Raw genomic sequence first — 14,203 nt, 5'->3', positions numbered from 1 at the left:
CGCGCCGCCATGATCGCTCATGTACGTGATACGTGGAGGGTGTGGCGGGTGCGGACCGGCGGCCCGCGATGGTGAACGACGACTACAGGGCGTCATAGGCGGCGGTGAGGTACCGTCCGGCACTCTCGAACCCGGTCAGACCACCACCCCCCATCTTGTTCGGGGTGTAGCTGAAGGTGGCTCGCCGGTCGAGGTCGATGACGGCGATGGATCCGCCCCAGCCGCCCCACCAGCAGACCTGGCCGTCGGGCAGCCAAGGGAACGTGGCCACGGGGGTAAGGCCGAAGCCGATGCCCCAGCGCATGACGGCACCGTTGACCAGGTCCGGGCCGTCGGCCTGGACCTCGAAGATGCGCTCGATGGTGGGCCGCGAGAGGACCTTGACGCCGTCGGCGGTGCCGCCCAGGGCGATGGCGCGCAGGAGGGTGACGAGGGCTTTGGCGTTGGTGTGGCCGTTGGCGGCGCCGATCTCGGCCTGTCGCCACTGCGGGGTGTTCACCAGTTCCGCGTCGGGGGTGGGGCCGGTCATCGTCCGGAACCCGATGCTGGTCGTGTCGATGGCGGCCATGTCGAACTGGATCGGCGGTGGTGGGATGACGGGGGCGATGCGGTGCCAGTCGCCTTCGCGGGCGCCGATCTGCACGTCGGCGCGAAGCGGCGCGGCGAGTTCCTCGGCGACGAATCGGGTCAGGGACCGCCCGTCGACGCGGCGGATGATCTCACCGAGCAGGTGTCCCTGGGTGACCGCGTGGTATCCGGCCGCGGCCCCGGGAGCCCACCAGGGTGCCTGGCCGGCCAGCCGGGCGGTGGAGGTCGGCAGGTCGTAGACGTCGGTGATGGTGATGGGTTGTTCCCAGGCGGAGACGCCGGAGGTGTGGCCCAGGATGTGCCGGACGAAGATGCCGTCCTTGCCGTTTGCGGCGAACTCGGGCCAGTAGGTGGCCACCGGCGCGTCGAGGTCGATGGTGCCGCGGTCGGCGAGGACCAGGACGGCGAGCGCGGTGACGATCTTTGTGGTGGAGAAGACGTTGACGACGGTGTCGCTGGTCCAGGGGGAGGTACGCTCGGGGTCGCGGTGGCCGCCCCACAGGTCGATGACGGTCTCGCCGTCGACGTCCAGGGCGATCGCGGCGCCCACCTCGTCGCCGTTGCCGAGCGCTTCGGCGAAGGTGTCGCGGACGGCGTCGAATCCGGTCTTCACGCTTCCTTGTGGTTGCATCGGGTCTCCTGCTGGCCATCGGTTTCGGGATCGGTCGGGGTCGTGCGCTGTCGTCGCGGGGCGCGGCCGGAGGCGGCAGGCGACGAACGCGCCGCCTCCGGGCCGGGGTCACTGCTGGTCGAGCAGCTTCTCCGACAGCTCCCACAGGCGGGCGGCGGCGTCGGGGTCGGCGGCGTGCGGGGCGAGGCAGTTCGGGTTCGTCTCGGACTTCTCGATGACGTTGGAATCGGCGAAGTAGCCGCCGGTGACGCCCTCCAACAGCGGGGAGGCCGCGAGCAGGGTCTGGGTGGCGGCGCCCTGCTCGACCGTCTTCCACGGTGTTGCGTCAACGATCTGCTGGAACTCGGGAGTGATCTCGACGTGCCGCAGCAGGCCGGTGTCGTAGATCGCGCCGGGCTCGATCGCGTTCACCGTGATCTTGTCGCCGGCCCATCGCTTGGCGGCCTCGATTGCGAAGAGGATGTTCGCGGTCTTGGACTGCCCGTATGCCTGCCACGGGTCGTACGGGCGGTTGTCGTAATGGATGTCGTCGAAGACGATCCCGGAAGCCTGGTGGGTGGCCGAGCTGACCATGACGACGCGGGCACCGCCGGCCGCGGTGAGGGCGTCACGCAGGCCTGTGGTGAGGGCGAAGTGGCCGAGGTGGTTGGTCGCGAACTGCTGCTCCCACCCTTGGGGGGTGCGGGTCAGCTCGGGCAGCGCCATGATCCCGGCGTTGTTGACCAGGATGTGCAGCGGCCCCTGCCAGGCGGCGACGAACGCGTCGATGCTGGCGCGGTCGTCCAGGTCGAGCCTGCGGGCGTGCACGCTCGCGTTGCCGGTCTTCGCGGTGATGTCCGCCGCGACCTGCCGGCCGGCGTCGAGGTTGCGGACCGCGAGGGTCACCTCCGCGCCGGCGGAGGCGAGGGCGCGCGCGGTCTCGGCGCCCAGGCCGGAGGAGGCGCCGGTGACGATGGCGCGCTTGCCGGTCAGGTCCACACCGGCGATGACGTCATCGGCGGTGCTCTCCTTGGCGAACGGGATGTTGAGCTGGTCGGTCATGATGTCGTGTGTTCCTTCAGGGTCGTGTGATCGGTACGTGCGGTGGCTGCGGGTGGGTCAGGGGCGGATGAAGGCGCCGCCGTCGACGTCGAACGTCGAGCCGGTCATGTACTTGCCTTCGGGCTTGGCGAGGTAGACGCAGAGGCTGCCGACGTTCTGCTCGGCGTCGCCGATGCGGCCGAGGGCGATGCCCTTCAGGATGTCGGCGATGACGTCGGGGTGCTCGCGCTCGTAGCGCTCGGATTCGGCGGAGGTGACGTAGGGGTTGATGACGTTGACGGTGATCTTGTGCTGGCCCCACTCGCGGGCCGCGATGCGCGACAGGCCGCGGATGGCCTCTTTGTTGGAGCCGTAGGCGCCGTGGTGGGGAACCGACTGCACGCCGGCACCGGAGCCCATGTTGATGACGGTGCCCTCGGTCTTCTTCAGGTGTGGCAGCGCGGCCGTCATGAACCGCCAGGTCGCGAACACGCCGGACTCGTAGGTGGAGATCATGTCGTCCCAGCTCAGGTCCTCCAGAGCGATTCCCGTGCGGAACTCCTGGGCGTTGTTGATGAGGATGTCCAGCCGCCCGAACTCCTCGACGGCCTGGGAGACGACCCGCGCGGCGGCCTCGTGGTCCTTGTTGTCCGCGGTGAGCGCGAGCACACGGGCGTCGAGGACGACTGTTTCCAGCTCGGCCTTGGCTTGGGCCAGGGCGTCGGCGTTGCGGCCGGTGATCGCGACGGCCACGCCTTGCTTGACGTAGGCCTTGGCGATGCCCAGGCCGGTGCCCTTGCTGCCGCCGGTGATGAGGGCCACCTTGCCGAAGAGAGATGACATTTTCTGGTGGTGCCTTTCGCTTGGTGAGTGATCAGAGGGTGGCGGGCAGGGCGGCGCCGGTCAGACGTTCGGCCTCGGCCCACAGGCGGGCGGCGACGTCGCGGTCGAGGCCCTTCTTCGTGGGCCGCGCGATGGCAGGGGCACCGACCAGCCCCCAGCGCGGGCCGTAGTAGCCGCCCTGGGTCACGCCGGGCGCGGTTGCGGCGTACAGCATCGGGTCGGCGCCGGCCTCCGCGCTGTGCTGCGGGGTGATCTTCAACGCGATGCGGAACAGCAGGCTCGGTTCACCCCCGAGCCTCGGGCCGGAGGCGGCGATGTTGGTGGCCGCAGCACCGGGATGCGCCCCGGCTGACAGCAGCGGCCAGCCACGCTCGCTCGCGAGCCGGGCCAGGTGCCGGCTCAGCAGCAGGTCCGCCAGCTTGGATCGCCCGTACGCCCCGATCGGTTCGTAGCTGTTCTCCCAGTTCAGATCGCCGAAGTCGATAGTGCCGCGGGCGGCCATGCCACTGCTCATGGTCACCACGCGCGGGCCGGGCGCTTTCAGCAGCAGCGGCAGCAGCCGCACGGTCAGGGCGAACGGGCCGAGGAAGTTGCTGCCCAGCTGCAGCTCGAATCCGTCGACGGTCTCGTGCCGCACCGGGGGGAACATCACCCCGGCGTTGTTGAGAAGGATGTCGACCGGGCGTCCGTCGGCGATAAGGCCCTCGGCGAACTCCTTGACCGAGGCCAGGTCGGCCAAGTCGATCCGCCGCACCTGCACGTCTGCCGCCGGGTGGGCACTGAGGATCTCGGCGCGCGCCTGCTCGCCCTTGGCGATCGTGCGTACCGCCATGATCACCCGTGCGCCGGCCGCGGCCAGCTTGGTCGCGGCCGCCTTGCCGGTGCCGCTGTTCGCGCCGGTCACCACGGCGAGTTTTCCCTGCTGGCGAGGGATCTGGTACATGACGCACCTCTTAAGTACTGCCGGTTTCTTGTCCCTGGTCACGCTAACGCACCGCCGGTATCTTTGTAAAATACCGGCGGTGTGTAGGATGGGCTGGTGAACTTCAAGCGCGCCCGCAACGAGGAGCAGCGGACCGAACGACGCCGGCAGATCTTGAAGACCGCGGCCGCGATGCTGGCCGAGATGCCGGTCGCGAAGCTGAGCCTGAACGAACTGAGCCGGCGCGTCGGCCTGGCCAAGGTCAACGTGCTGCGCTACTTCGACTCACGCGAGGCGGTCCTGCTCCAGCTACTGGACGCCGAAATCCAAGACTGGATCGCCGAGCTGGAGCGGTCGTTTCAGCCCAGCGAGGGCACGCCGCGAGAGCGCGGTGACCGGCTGGCCGAGATTCTGGCCGAGTCGATGGCGCAGCGGCCGGTGTTGTGCGACCTGATCAGCGCGCAGGCCGCAGTACTGGAGCACAACATCTCCACCGAGGTCGCCATCCGGCACAAGCACGCCGCCAAGCACTCCATGCAGGCGCTGGTCCAGCTGGTCCTGCGGCACGTGCCCGAACTCGGCGCCCGCGGCGCGCCCCGGGTGGTGGAAGTGACCCTGCTGATGGCCACCGCCGCCTGGCCCTGCGACCGGCCATCAGAGGCGATGCTGGCCGCCTACGCCTCCGACCCGGCCCTGGCCGCCATGCGACTCGACTTCACCGAGGTGATGCGCCGGACGGTAGAGGTGACCATCTCCGGGCTCCTCACCCGCCAGAAAGAGCCGACGAGCGCGAGCCCGCGTCCCTGAGCACCGGCAGACGTCACCAAGGGATGCGCCGGGCTGGACGCAGGCCGAAGATCAAGCTCCCGGGCCCAGTGGCTTTTTCTCCCGTTGTCCGTAGGCACCTCGGAGAGGTCCCAACCGTGCTTGGCCGCGAGAGGGCCGAGTACGGCGCGCAGCCGGCCGATGCGGGCGGCCGTCACCTTCGCCAAGCCGCGCAGCGCGGCGCGGCGAGCACCCGGGCGCCGGCCTCGGTGCAGCCCCACGGGATCACCGCAGCCAACAGCTCGATGAACGGCCGCACCGTGGCGTACCGATCGAGCAGCGCGGCCCGCCACTCGGCCTCACGGTCGTCGTCATCCTCGGCCGGCGGCAGCAGCGCCCGCACCGTCTCCACCGCGGCGGCCAGGTCCGGGGGCGGTGCCGGCGGTCTCCTCCCGGAGCTGCTGAAGCTTGAGGACGGCGGGTGTCCCGTCGGACTGAAGTACGGGCAGGACCAGCGAGGCCATGCCGTACGCGGCCGGGCCGTCCGGCCGCAGCCGCCAGCGGTCCAGGAACTCGCCTCCGAGGCGAGGCAAATCGGCGAGCCAAGCGCGCGCCTCGGCGCCGTTCGCGCCATAAGACGCGGCGAACAGGTCGGGAACGTCGATGGAGGTCGACGTGTTCATGAAAGGCATCTCCTTCGTGGGTCCAGGGTCGATCTGCGACGAACGAAGGAGGTGTACTGCAGCAACTCCTGTTCGGCGTTAGCCTCCTGCTACCGGAGCAAGAACGGCAGGCCGGTCCCGCCGCGCCGGCGGCACCCGGCGTTGACGGCAAGTGATCCGGTGCTGCGTGCAGCGGGGCGCCCAGGAGCTCGGCCAAGTAGGCGGCTGGAACCTCTCGACCACCAGATGCGTGCCGGATGGGCTGGTCACGGTGCTGAATGACCTTTTCGCGGGGTGAGCTTGTCCCGCTTGTCCCCGGCACTCGTGGCTGCGACCGTCGGTCCTGCCTGGAAGAGTGCACCTCATGCGCGACGACGAGCTGGACGAGTTGAAGCACATCCTTCGCCGTGATGACGGTCTCGATCACGTTCGGACTTCGGCGGTGGACCTTGCCCGTTGGCTCGTGGACCACCTCGGCGACGAGCAGGCCACCACAGCCCATGCCCTGCGGACTCAGCACAAGGACGACTGGGACGAATGCTGGGCCACCCGGGCGCGGATCAAGGAGGACGTCGCCCGGCGGCTGGAGAAAGCGGATGACGCCGCCCTGTGCGCCGCGGCGCTCTGCGTGGCCTTGTGGCCAGAGGACCCTTACGCGGATTTCGACGACATACTGAAACGCGCCACCAGGCGGCGTCTGGGCTGGACTGCCGAGCAGGCGAGCGTCCTGTGGCGTCTGGCCGCCGCCGACCAGAAGCGGGGCTTTCGATGGGTCACATGCGTCAAGCTGGCCTTGGCCTCGCTCAAAGGGCTCGGAGAGCCGGAGCTTCGAGAGCTTGCTCCGTTGCTACGCGCCGTTGAGGAGACGCTGCCATCCGCGTGGGGGATCCGTGGCGCCGACCGTGCTCGCCTGCCTCAGGCCATGCGGTCCTACCTGGCGCTGGCCGACGGGCCGCCGACGGCTTTGCCCGACTCGGTGCTCGTACCGCGCGATCGATGGGCAGGGGGCCTGAGGGAGTGGCTCGGCGTCGAACCGATGCCGCACCTGGTCCAGCTGATCATTCACCTGGCCACCCTGGCGTCGGGTCTTCCGACGGCCGCGTGGCGGCGGACGTGCATGGACCTGGCGCTCCGAGAGGGCACCCGGGAGTTCGGCCGACGAGCGCTGGCCGGGCTGCTGGAGTGCGGCCCCACCACGATGCGGCGCCACGGAAAGCGGCAACAGGTGCTACTGGACGAGCGCAACGACGATCTGGCGAGAGGTGTCGTCTGGATGGCGGCGCTGACTGAGGGGCCCGCAGCGGTGACGGCACTGGAGGCGGTGGTGCTGCGGACTTCGTACGACACCTTCGCCTACTTTCCCGAGCCCAAGGTGGCCACGGCGGCAGTGCACGCCCTGGGGGCCATCCCCGGCCCGCAGGCACCCGCGGCGCTGCAGCGGCTGCTGACGAGAATCCACCACGCGGGAGATCGCAAGCAGATCGAGGCAGCGCTCAACGCCTCAGCGGCGCTTGCCCCGTGACGTGCAGTTGAGCGAGGTGGCTCTCTGACCGGACAGGACCTTGGCGAGGAGCCCACCAGCAACACCGTGCGACACCCCCGCCCGGCGGGCGATCTCCTGCAGCACCAGCTCCACGCCGACATCGACCAGCCGGTCCCGAAGAGTCCCGTCTACCCAGGCCGGATGTCACAGCTGGGTGGGCCATCTCGTCTCGGGTTCCGAAAGCGAAGGAACGCACCATTCCATAGCAAGGAGCTGGACATGAGCGAGCACGCCACGCATCGGAAGATCGCGCTGATCACCGGGGCGAACAAGGGGATCGGCCGTGCGGCCGCCGGGCAACTCGCCGCGCTGGGCATGACGGTCCTGATCGGCGCCAGAGACCCGCGGCGCGGTGAGGAGGCCGCCGCGGCGCTGCGGGCGGCGGGCGGCGACGCGCACGCGGTCACCCTGGACGTCACCGACCCGGCCACGGCCCGGGCGGCAGCGGAGCAGGTCGAGGAGCGCTTCGGCCACCTCGACGTGCTGGTCAACAACGCCGGCATCACCGGCTCCGGGCAGGTCACGCCCGTCGACGCCCACGACCAGGTCCCCAGCTCCGTCGATCTGGACATGGTCCGGGCGGTGTTCGAGACCAACGTCCTCGGGGTGATCGCGGTGACCAACGCCATGCTGCCGCTGCTGCGGCGCTCGCCGGCGCCGCGCATCGTCAACGTCAGCAGCGCCGCCGGGTCGCTGACCCTCAACAGCAACCTGGACGGCCCGTTCACGGCGCTGCCGGCGTCGGCCGCGTACTCGCCCTCCAAGACCGCGCTGAACGCGCTGACCGTGCAGTACGCCAACGAGCTGCGCAAGGACGGCATCCTCGTCAACGCCGCCGACCCCGGCTACGTGGACACGGAGATCAACAACCACAGCGGTTATCTCACGACCGAGCAGGGCGCCGCGATCCTGGTCCGCCTGGCCACGCTCGGCGTGGACGGGCCGACCGGCGGGTTCTTCAGCGAGAACGGCCCGATGCCCTGGTGACCCCGAGGCAGCGCTCGGTGTTCGAGCACGCCGATCAAGGCGGGCCCCACGCACACTCCGTGCGTGGGGCCCGCCCCCATTGGCGGACGGCCTACTGAGGCCGGATGTTGTGGTTATGGGCGAACAGGTTGCCGGGGTCGTACTGGCGCTTGACCGCCGCTAGCCGCTCATAGGTCCCCGTCGGATAGACGGCGGCGACGTCCTCCTCGGTGGCGGAAGCCAGGAAGTTCGCGTACGCGCCGTTGGCGTGAGGTGCGAGCCGCGCCCAGATCGCTTCCAGAGCAGGACGGGCGGCCTCCACGACCGGCTCCGGACCCAGAGTGGTCGTCACGAACATCAACTCCGCCCGGCGATGCGCGTAGGCGGTGGCGTCGGCCGGGACCCGGGACACCGCACCGCCGACGCTGCGAACGGCGATGAACGGCGACCCCTCCGACGCCCCGACCTCGGCAAGGATCCGTAGGATCTCGGGCGCCGAGTCCTTGCCGGCGAAGCCGCTCCGGGTGACGAGCCGGATGCCGGGCGGCGGGGTCGCGCCGTCCACGAGCGTGTCCGCATAGGGCTTCAGCGCGACGTCGTCGTCGATCACCGTGCCGAGCTGGCGGATCGGGTCGAGGGCCCGCGCGGCGAGCTCCGGGTCATCGCCGTCGAAGGTGACGAAGACCTCGACCGGCGCCTCGGGCCCGCCGGCGAAGGGGTTGGCGAAGCTCGCGATGGAGGTGAGCTCTTCGGGGGCGGTGCGGAGGTAGTCCGCCCAGCCCTGGAGCACGCCGGCCGCCTCCGCCGCCGGGAAGGCGATCCTGCCGTGGAAGACGTCCGTCGTCGGATGTGCCGCGAACTCGAAGGCGGTCACGATCCCGAAGTTGCCGCCACCGCCGCGAATCGCCCAGAACAGCTCCGGGTTCTCCTCCGCGCTCGCGCGCACGACCTCTCCGTCCGCCGTGACCAGCTCCGCGGCGACCAGGCTGTCCAGGGCCAGGCCGTACTTCCTGACCTTCCAGCCGATGCCGCCGGTCAAGGTCAGCCCGCCGACGCCGACGCTCTTGGTGTCGCCCGAGGAGATCGCCAGGCCGTGCGGGGCCAGGGCGGTCGCGACCTGACCCCAGGTGGCGCCGCCGCCGATCCGTACGAGGTGCCGTTCTTTGTCGATGACCTCCACCTGCGCGAGGCCGCTGAGGTCGATCACGATGCCGTCGTCGTTGGTGCCGAAGCCCGCGAAGGCGTGGCCGCCGCCGCGTACGGACAGCGGGAGCCCGCTGCCGGCGGCGAACCTGACGCCCGCCCGCACGTCCGCGACGCTCTTGGGCCGCAGAACATAAGCTGGACTGCCCGAAGTCAGTACCGAGCGGCTGGCCGACGCGTACTCCGCTGCGCCCGGCTCGATGATGTCGCCGCCGAAGTCGCGGCGCAGGGTGTCAAGTGCTGATCTCATGAACACGAGATGCCGGCGAGCCGATCCTTGTGACAGCGCGGAGTACGTGAGGTGTGTCACAAGGGCCACGGCGTCACAAAACGGCGGGGTCCGGCGTCTGGTGGGTGACACAGTCAAGAGCGAACAGGAGCCACCCATGCCGCACACCGCGCCCGAAGACCGCGGCGGGGACATGAGCCCGGACGCCGCCACCGAGGCGTTCCTCACCCACCGCAACCTGCTGTTCACCGTCGCCTACGAGATGCTCGGCTCGGCCGCCGACGCCGAGGACGTCCTGCAGGAGACCTGGCTGCGGTGGACGGGCGTCGATCTTGACGACGTACGGGATCAGCGCGCCTACCTGGTCCGGATCGCCACCCGGCAGGCGCTGAGCAGGCTGCGTACGCTGGGCCGGCGCAAGGAGTCCTACGTCGGCCCCTGGCTGCCCGAACCGCTGCTGACCGCGCCCGACGTGGCCGAGGACGTCGAGCTGGCCGACAGCGTCTCCATGGCGATGCTGCTGGTGCTGGAGACGCTGGGGCCGACCGAGCGGGCCGTGTTCGTGCTGCGCGAGGTGTTCGACCTGGACTACGACGAGATCGCCGAAGCCGTCGACAAGAGCCCGGCCGCGGTGCGCCAGATCGCCCACCGGGCACGGGCACACGTCGCCGCGCGCCGGCCGCGCGGGATCGTCTCCCCGGCCGAGACCCGGGACGCGCTGGCGGCGTTCCAGCGGGCGGTCGAAACCGGCGACCTGCAACGCCTGCTCGACATCCTCGCGCCGGACGTCGTCCTCCTGACCGACGGCGGCGGAATCAAGCAGGCCGCGCTGGCGCCCGTCGTGGGGGCCGGCAACATCGCTCCTGTGCTGAGCAGGATCAGCCCCGCGGCCTCGCTGCAGGCGGCGCACGTCAACGGCTACCCGGCGCTGGTCCTGCGGCTCGACGGCGAGATCGACACCGTCATGGCGGTGCGCATCGAGGAGGGCCTCATCACCGGCCTCTACGCCGTGCGCAATCCCGAGAAGCTGGCGCGCATGGAGCAGGAGACCGCCCTGCACCGCTGAGCCCGCCGATGTCACAGCCGGGCGGGCTGTCTCGTCTCGGGTTGCGAAAACGGGTTCTGAGTTCGGAAAGGTGATGATCATGCGGGTGTTCGTGGCCGGTGGGAGCGGGGTTCTGGGGCAGCGGCTGGTGCCGCTGCTGGTGGCGCGGGGGCACCAGGTGACGGCTTCGACGACGAGCGCGGCCAAGAGGGGCTTGCTGGAGCAGCTGGGCGCCGAGGCGGTCGTGATGGACGGGCTGGACGCGGTGTCGGTCGGTGAGGCGGTGGCCAAGGCCCGGCCGGACGCGATCGTGCACCAGATGACCGCGATTTCCGTGGCACACGCCGGCAAGCCCGACATGAAGCACATGGATCGGTGGTTCGCCGGCACCAACCGGCTGCGTACCGAGGGGACGGACCACCTGCTGGCCGCCGCCGAGGCGACCGGTGTGACCGGCTTCGTCGCGCAGAGCTACGGCGCCTGGAACGGCATCCGCGAGGGCGGCTGGGTCAAGACCGAGCAGGACCCGGTGGACCCGATGATGGGGACGCCGGCGGAGCCCGGGATGAAGGCGATCGGCCATGTCGAGGACGTGGTCGTCAAGGCCGGGGGCGCGGTCCTGCGGTACGGCTGGTTCTACGGTCCGGGCGCCACGGACGACCTGGTCGAGCCCGTACGCAAGCGGCAGTTCCCGGTCGTGGGGAGCGGCGCCGGCCACTGCTCGTGGGTGCATCTGGACGACGCGGCGAGCGCTACCGTCCTGGCCGTGGAGCAGCGGGCGAGGGGAGTGTTCAACATCGTCGACGACGAACCGGCCCCGGCCGACGCGTGGCTGCCCTACCTGGCCGGATGCGCGGGCGCCAAGCGGCCGATGCGGGTCCCCGCCTGGCTGGCCCGGCCGCTGGCCGGGGACGTGGCGGTGACGATGATGACCGAGGGGCGCGGCTTCTCCAACGCCAAGGCCAAGCGGGAGCTGGGCTGGGAGCTGCGCTACCCCTCGTGGCGGCAGGGCTTCAAGGAAGAGCTGGCATGACCCGCGCCGAAGAGTTCCAGGAGCTGCGGCCGCTGCTGTTCTCGATCGCGTACCGGATCCTCGGCAGCGTGAGCGAGGCCGAGGACGCGGTCCAGGAGACCTGGCTGCGCTACCAGACCTCCCCGACCGAGCCCGTCTCGGCCAAGTCCTTCCTGGCGGCCGTGGTGACCAGGATCGCCATCGACGTGCTGCGCTCGGCCCGGGTCCGGCGCGAGGAGTATGTCGGGCCGTGGTTCCCCGAGCCGCTGCTCGCCGACCCGTACCAGGACCCGGAGCGCTCGGCGGAGCTGGCCGACTCGCTGTCGATGGCAGCCCTGCTGCTGCTGGAACGGCTCAGCCCGCTCGAGCGCGCGGTCTTCGTGCTGCGGGAGGTGTTCGGGTTCGGCTTCGGCGAGGTCGCGTCGGCGGTGGGGCGTTCGGAGGCGGCGTGCCGCCAGCTCGCGGCGCGGGCGCGCCGCCACATGGACGCGGGCCGGCCCCGGTTCGAGGCCGACCGCAAGGAGCGGGAGGAGCTGGCCGAACGGTTCTTCGACGCCTTCCGGGAAGGCGACGTCGAAGGGCTGCGGGCGCTGCTCGCCGCCGACGTGCACATGGTCGCCGACAGCGGCGGCAAGGCCCCGCAGTGGGGTACGGGCGTCTTCGGCGCCGAGAACGTGGTCCGGGTGTTCGCCGCGCTCGCCCCGCTGTTCGCCCGCATTGGTGGCGTGGTGGAGCCGCACCAGATGAACGGCCAGCCGGGCGCGATCTTCCGGGACCGGGACGGCAAGGTCGTCAACACCTGGACGCTCGACGTCCTCGACGGACGGGTCCAGGCGATCCGTACGGTGCTCAACCCCGACAAGCTCGAGCACGTGGGCCCGGTGGCGGACGCCTGGGCGACCCTCCGCGAGGCGACCCAGGCCCGCCGACCGGCGGACTGACCGCAAGAGCCGGCTGGCCACCCCCGGACCTGGGGCAGCCGGCTCACAAGGCGGACGGCCGCGCCGGCACCACCACCTGCTCGGAGGCCGCGCCCGGACTCGCGAGCTCCCGCAGCGCCTGCTCGGAAGCCGAGCCCGGCTCGGCGGCGAACAGGTCCAGCCCGCAACACGCCGGCTCGTCGGGCAGCGCGATGAGCTCGCCGTGCAGGGTCAGCTCGCCCACGACCGGGTGGTGCAGCACGTACGTCCGGGACCGGACCCGCGCGACCGGGTGCTCGGCCCACATCCGCGCGAAGTCCGCGCTCAGCTCCCGCAGCTCGTCGACGTGCGCCGCGAGCCCGGCGTCCCCGCGATAGCGCCCGAGCAGGACCCGCAGGTGCGCCACCTGCTCGCGCGCCGCCCCCTCCCAGCCGGTGCGGTGCAGCTCGCGCAGGTGGGGCTCGGTGAACAGCAGGTGCGAGAGCGTCCGGCGGTCCGCCGGCAGCGCGGGGAAGTCGCCGAACACCGCCACCGCCAGCTGGTTCCAGCCGACGATCTGGGTGTGCCGGCCGACCACCAGCGCCGGCGTCATCACGAACGACTCCAGCAGATAACGCAGGCTCGCAGGCACCGCGGCCGCGCCACCCTCGCACGCCAGGGGCGGCCGGGCGATCCGGTGCAGGTAGGTCAGCTCGTCGCCGTCCAGGCGCAGTGCCGCGCCGACGGCGTCCAGGATCTCGTCGGAGACGCTGTCGCCTTTGCCCTGTTCCAGGCGCGTGTAGTGGGCGATGCTCACCCCCGCGAGCCGGGCCAGCTCCTCGCGCCGCAGCCCCGCGACCCGGCGCGTTCCGCCGTAGTCACGCAGCCCCACGTCCTCGGGGCGCAGCCGGGCACGGCGCGACTTGAGGAACTCGCTCAGCTCGGTCCGGTCGTTCACGCGACCACCCTATGCCGTGGGTGATCACGCCGTGAGTACGCAGGACACGGGCCTGGCCGGGTGGCCGCGCGGGCTCCAGGCTGTCAGGCGAGTCACCCACCTGAACGCATTGGAGATGAACGGTGTCCCAGACGCTCGGACTCATCGGGAGCGGAATGATCGGCTCTTCCGTCGCCCGCCTGGCCGTCGCGGCCGGCCTCGAGGTCGTCCTCAGCAATTCGCGAGGGCCGGAAACGCTCGCCGATCTCGTCGCCGAGCTGGGCGGACGTGCCCGGGCGGCCACACCGGCGGAGGCGGCACGCGCCGCGGACCTGGTGGTGGCGGCCATCCCGCTGAAAGCCTGCGACCAGTTGCCGACCGACGCCCTGACCGGCAAGACGGTGCTCGACACGTCGAACTACTACCCCGAGCGGGACGGCCACCTGGCCGAACTCGACGCGGGCGAACTGACCTCCAGCGCCCTCATGCAGCGCCACCTCGCGGGCTCCCGGGTGGTCAAGGCCTTCAACAACATCACCCCGCACCAGCTGTTCACCCTCGCCCGGCCCGCGGGCGCGCCCGACCGCAGCGCCCTGCCCATCGCCGGCGACGACGCGGAGGCCAAGGCGGAGGCCACCCGGCTGCTTGACGTGCTCGGTCATGACGCAGTGGACATCGGCACGCTCGCCGACAGCTGGCGCAGCGAACCGAACACCCCGGTCTACATCCAGCCCTACCTCGGCGAACTACCCGCCATGAACGTGGAGGACTTCCTCCGCTGGACCCTCCGGAACCCCGGCATCGCCGTCCCTGCGGCGCAGGTCGGCAAGCTCGTCGGGACCGCGGTCCGCCGATCGGCGGGGGAGGCGAGGCTCCCGAGCGCCGGCTGACCCTGAAGGCTCATCGCGCAGAACGCCTCGACGGCGTTGACGACGGCG

Annotated in this window: 15 protein-coding genes; 7 read left to right on the top strand and 8 right to left on the bottom strand. The window is 70.9% G+C overall.

Annotation, left to right across the window (positions count from 1 at the left end):
• Positions 1–82: 82 nt before the first annotated feature.
• The 4 genes from ACIHFD_RS33755 to ACIHFD_RS33740 all read right to left on the bottom strand — a co-directional run bounded on the left by ACIHFD_RS33755 (position 83) and on the right by ACIHFD_RS33740 (position 4,025).
• A complete protein-coding gene (locus ACIHFD_RS33755) occupies positions 83–1,201 on the bottom strand; it encodes a serine hydrolase domain-containing protein (RefSeq protein ID WP_397370348.1) in 1,119 nt (372 codons plus the stop codon).
• Positions 1,202–1,327: 126 nt separating this feature from the next.
• Positions 1,328–2,260 (bottom strand): SDR family NAD(P)-dependent oxidoreductase, encoded by a 933-nt coding sequence (locus ACIHFD_RS33750; protein WP_397370346.1) that lies wholly within the window; start codon positions 2,258–2,260, stop codon positions 1,328–1,330.
• 57 nt (positions 2,261–2,317) lie between these two features.
• On the bottom strand, positions 2,318–3,082 hold the full coding sequence (locus tag ACIHFD_RS33745; protein WP_397370345.1) for an SDR family NAD(P)-dependent oxidoreductase: 765 nt from the start codon (positions 3,080–3,082) through the stop codon (positions 2,318–2,320).
• A 31-nt stretch (positions 3,083–3,113) separates the two neighbouring features.
• Positions 3,114–4,025 (bottom strand): SDR family oxidoreductase, encoded by a 912-nt coding sequence (locus ACIHFD_RS33740; protein WP_397370344.1) that lies wholly within the window; start codon positions 4,023–4,025, stop codon positions 3,114–3,116.
• A gap of 96 nt (positions 4,026–4,121) precedes the next feature.
• Here ACIHFD_RS33740 and ACIHFD_RS33735 point away from each other — a divergent pair, with 96 nt between their 5' ends.
• Positions 4,122–4,811, top strand: a complete 690-nt coding sequence (locus ACIHFD_RS33735) for a TetR/AcrR family transcriptional regulator (RefSeq protein WP_397370343.1) — start codon at positions 4,122–4,124, stop codon at positions 4,809–4,811.
• A 172-nt stretch (positions 4,812–4,983) separates the two neighbouring features.
• Here the strand turns inward: ACIHFD_RS33735 and ACIHFD_RS33730 are convergent, their stop codons facing one another.
• Together ACIHFD_RS33730 and ACIHFD_RS33725 are read right to left on the bottom strand one after the other, a co-directional pair.
• On the bottom strand, positions 4,984–5,172 hold the full coding sequence (locus tag ACIHFD_RS33730) for a hypothetical protein (protein WP_397370342.1): 189 nt from the start codon (positions 5,170–5,172) through the stop codon (positions 4,984–4,986).
• On the bottom strand, positions 5,141–5,452 hold the full coding sequence (locus ACIHFD_RS33725; protein WP_397370341.1) for an aminoglycoside phosphotransferase family protein: 312 nt from the start codon (positions 5,450–5,452) through the stop codon (positions 5,141–5,143). Before ACIHFD_RS33725 ends, ACIHFD_RS33730 begins: the two co-directional genes overlap by 32 nt.
• 343 nt (positions 5,453–5,795) lie before the next feature.
• On the opposite strand from ACIHFD_RS33725, the gene ACIHFD_RS33720 reads away from it, so the two are divergent.
• Positions 5,796–6,953 (top strand): hypothetical protein, encoded by a 1,158-nt coding sequence (locus ACIHFD_RS33720; protein ID WP_397370340.1) that lies wholly within the window; start codon positions 5,796–5,798, stop codon positions 6,951–6,953.
• Between the two features lie 240 nt (positions 6,954–7,193).
• Positions 7,194–7,961, top strand: a complete 768-nt coding sequence (locus ACIHFD_RS33715; protein ID WP_397370339.1) for an SDR family NAD(P)-dependent oxidoreductase — start codon at positions 7,194–7,196, stop codon at positions 7,959–7,961.
• A gap of 91 nt (positions 7,962–8,052) precedes the next feature.
• On the opposite strand, the gene ACIHFD_RS33710 is transcribed toward ACIHFD_RS33715, so the two are convergent.
• Positions 8,053–9,393 (bottom strand): FAD-binding oxidoreductase, encoded by a 1,341-nt coding sequence (locus ACIHFD_RS33710; RefSeq protein ID WP_397370338.1) that lies wholly within the window; start codon positions 9,391–9,393, stop codon positions 8,053–8,055.
• A 136-nt stretch (positions 9,394–9,529) separates the two neighbouring features.
• Between ACIHFD_RS33710 and ACIHFD_RS33705 the strand changes: the two genes are divergently transcribed.
• The 3 genes from ACIHFD_RS33705 to ACIHFD_RS33695 all read left to right on the top strand — a co-directional run bounded on the left by ACIHFD_RS33705 (position 9,530) and on the right by ACIHFD_RS33695 (position 12,370).
• On the top strand, positions 9,530–10,438 hold the full coding sequence (locus ACIHFD_RS33705) for an RNA polymerase sigma-70 factor (RefSeq protein WP_397370337.1): 909 nt from the start codon (positions 9,530–9,532) through the stop codon (positions 10,436–10,438).
• A gap of 79 nt (positions 10,439–10,517) precedes the next feature.
• Complete coding sequence (locus tag ACIHFD_RS33700; protein ID WP_397370336.1) at positions 10,518–11,450, top strand: NAD-dependent epimerase/dehydratase family protein; 933 nt, start codon at positions 10,518–10,520, stop codon at positions 11,448–11,450.
• A complete protein-coding gene (locus ACIHFD_RS33695; protein ID WP_397370335.1) occupies positions 11,447–12,370 on the top strand; it encodes an RNA polymerase sigma-70 factor in 924 nt (307 codons plus the stop codon). The genes ACIHFD_RS33700 and ACIHFD_RS33695 overlap by 4 nt, the downstream gene beginning before the upstream one ends.
• 43 nt (positions 12,371–12,413) lie before the next feature.
• Here ACIHFD_RS33695 and ACIHFD_RS33690 read toward each other — a convergent pair whose 3' ends face one another.
• Positions 12,414–13,286 (bottom strand): helix-turn-helix domain-containing protein, encoded by an 873-nt coding sequence (locus ACIHFD_RS33690; protein ID WP_397370334.1) that lies wholly within the window; start codon positions 13,284–13,286, stop codon positions 12,414–12,416.
• A 122-nt stretch (positions 13,287–13,408) separates the two neighbouring features.
• Between ACIHFD_RS33690 and ACIHFD_RS33685 the strand changes: the two genes are divergently transcribed.
• On the top strand, positions 13,409–14,155 hold the full coding sequence (locus tag ACIHFD_RS33685) for an NADPH-dependent F420 reductase (RefSeq protein WP_397370333.1): 747 nt from the start codon (positions 13,409–13,411) through the stop codon (positions 14,153–14,155).
• The last annotated feature ends 48 nt before the right edge of the window (positions 14,156–14,203 follow it).

Source organism: Nonomuraea sp. NPDC051941, assembly GCF_044593615.1.
This window is presented reverse-complemented; position numbering and strand designations above follow the sequence as displayed.

What these genes read in the sequence shown, in the direction of transcription:
- ACIHFD_RS33750 (WP_397370346.1), bottom strand. Translation starts at nt 2,260, where the DNA reads ATGACCGACCAGCTCAACATCCCGTTCGCCAAGGAGAGCACCGCCGAT.
- ACIHFD_RS33745 (WP_397370345.1), bottom strand. Translation starts at nt 3,082, where the DNA reads ATGTCATCTCTCTTCGGCAAGGTGGCCCTCATCACCGGCGGCAGCAAG.
- ACIHFD_RS33740 (WP_397370344.1), bottom strand. Translation starts at nt 4,025, where the DNA reads ATGTACCAGATCCCTCGCCAGCAGGGAAAACTCGCCGTGGTGACCGGC.
- ACIHFD_RS33725 (WP_397370341.1), bottom strand. Translation starts at nt 5,452, where the DNA reads ATGAACACGTCGACCTCCATCGACGTTCCCGACCTGTTCGCCGCGTCT.
- ACIHFD_RS33720 (WP_397370340.1), top strand. Translation starts at nt 5,796, where the DNA reads ATGCGCGACGACGAGCTGGACGAGTTGAAGCACATCCTTCGCCGTGAT.
- ACIHFD_RS33715 (WP_397370339.1), top strand. Translation starts at nt 7,194, where the DNA reads ATGAGCGAGCACGCCACGCATCGGAAGATCGCGCTGATCACCGGGGCG.
- ACIHFD_RS33710 (WP_397370338.1), bottom strand. Translation starts at nt 9,393, where the DNA reads ATGAGATCAGCACTTGACACCCTGCGCCGCGACTTCGGCGGCGACATC.
- ACIHFD_RS33705 (WP_397370337.1), top strand. Translation starts at nt 9,530, where the DNA reads ATGCCGCACACCGCGCCCGAAGACCGCGGCGGGGACATGAGCCCGGAC.
- ACIHFD_RS33700 (WP_397370336.1), top strand. Translation starts at nt 10,518, where the DNA reads ATGCGGGTGTTCGTGGCCGGTGGGAGCGGGGTTCTGGGGCAGCGGCTG.
- ACIHFD_RS33695 (WP_397370335.1), top strand. Translation starts at nt 11,447, where the DNA reads ATGACCCGCGCCGAAGAGTTCCAGGAGCTGCGGCCGCTGCTGTTCTCG.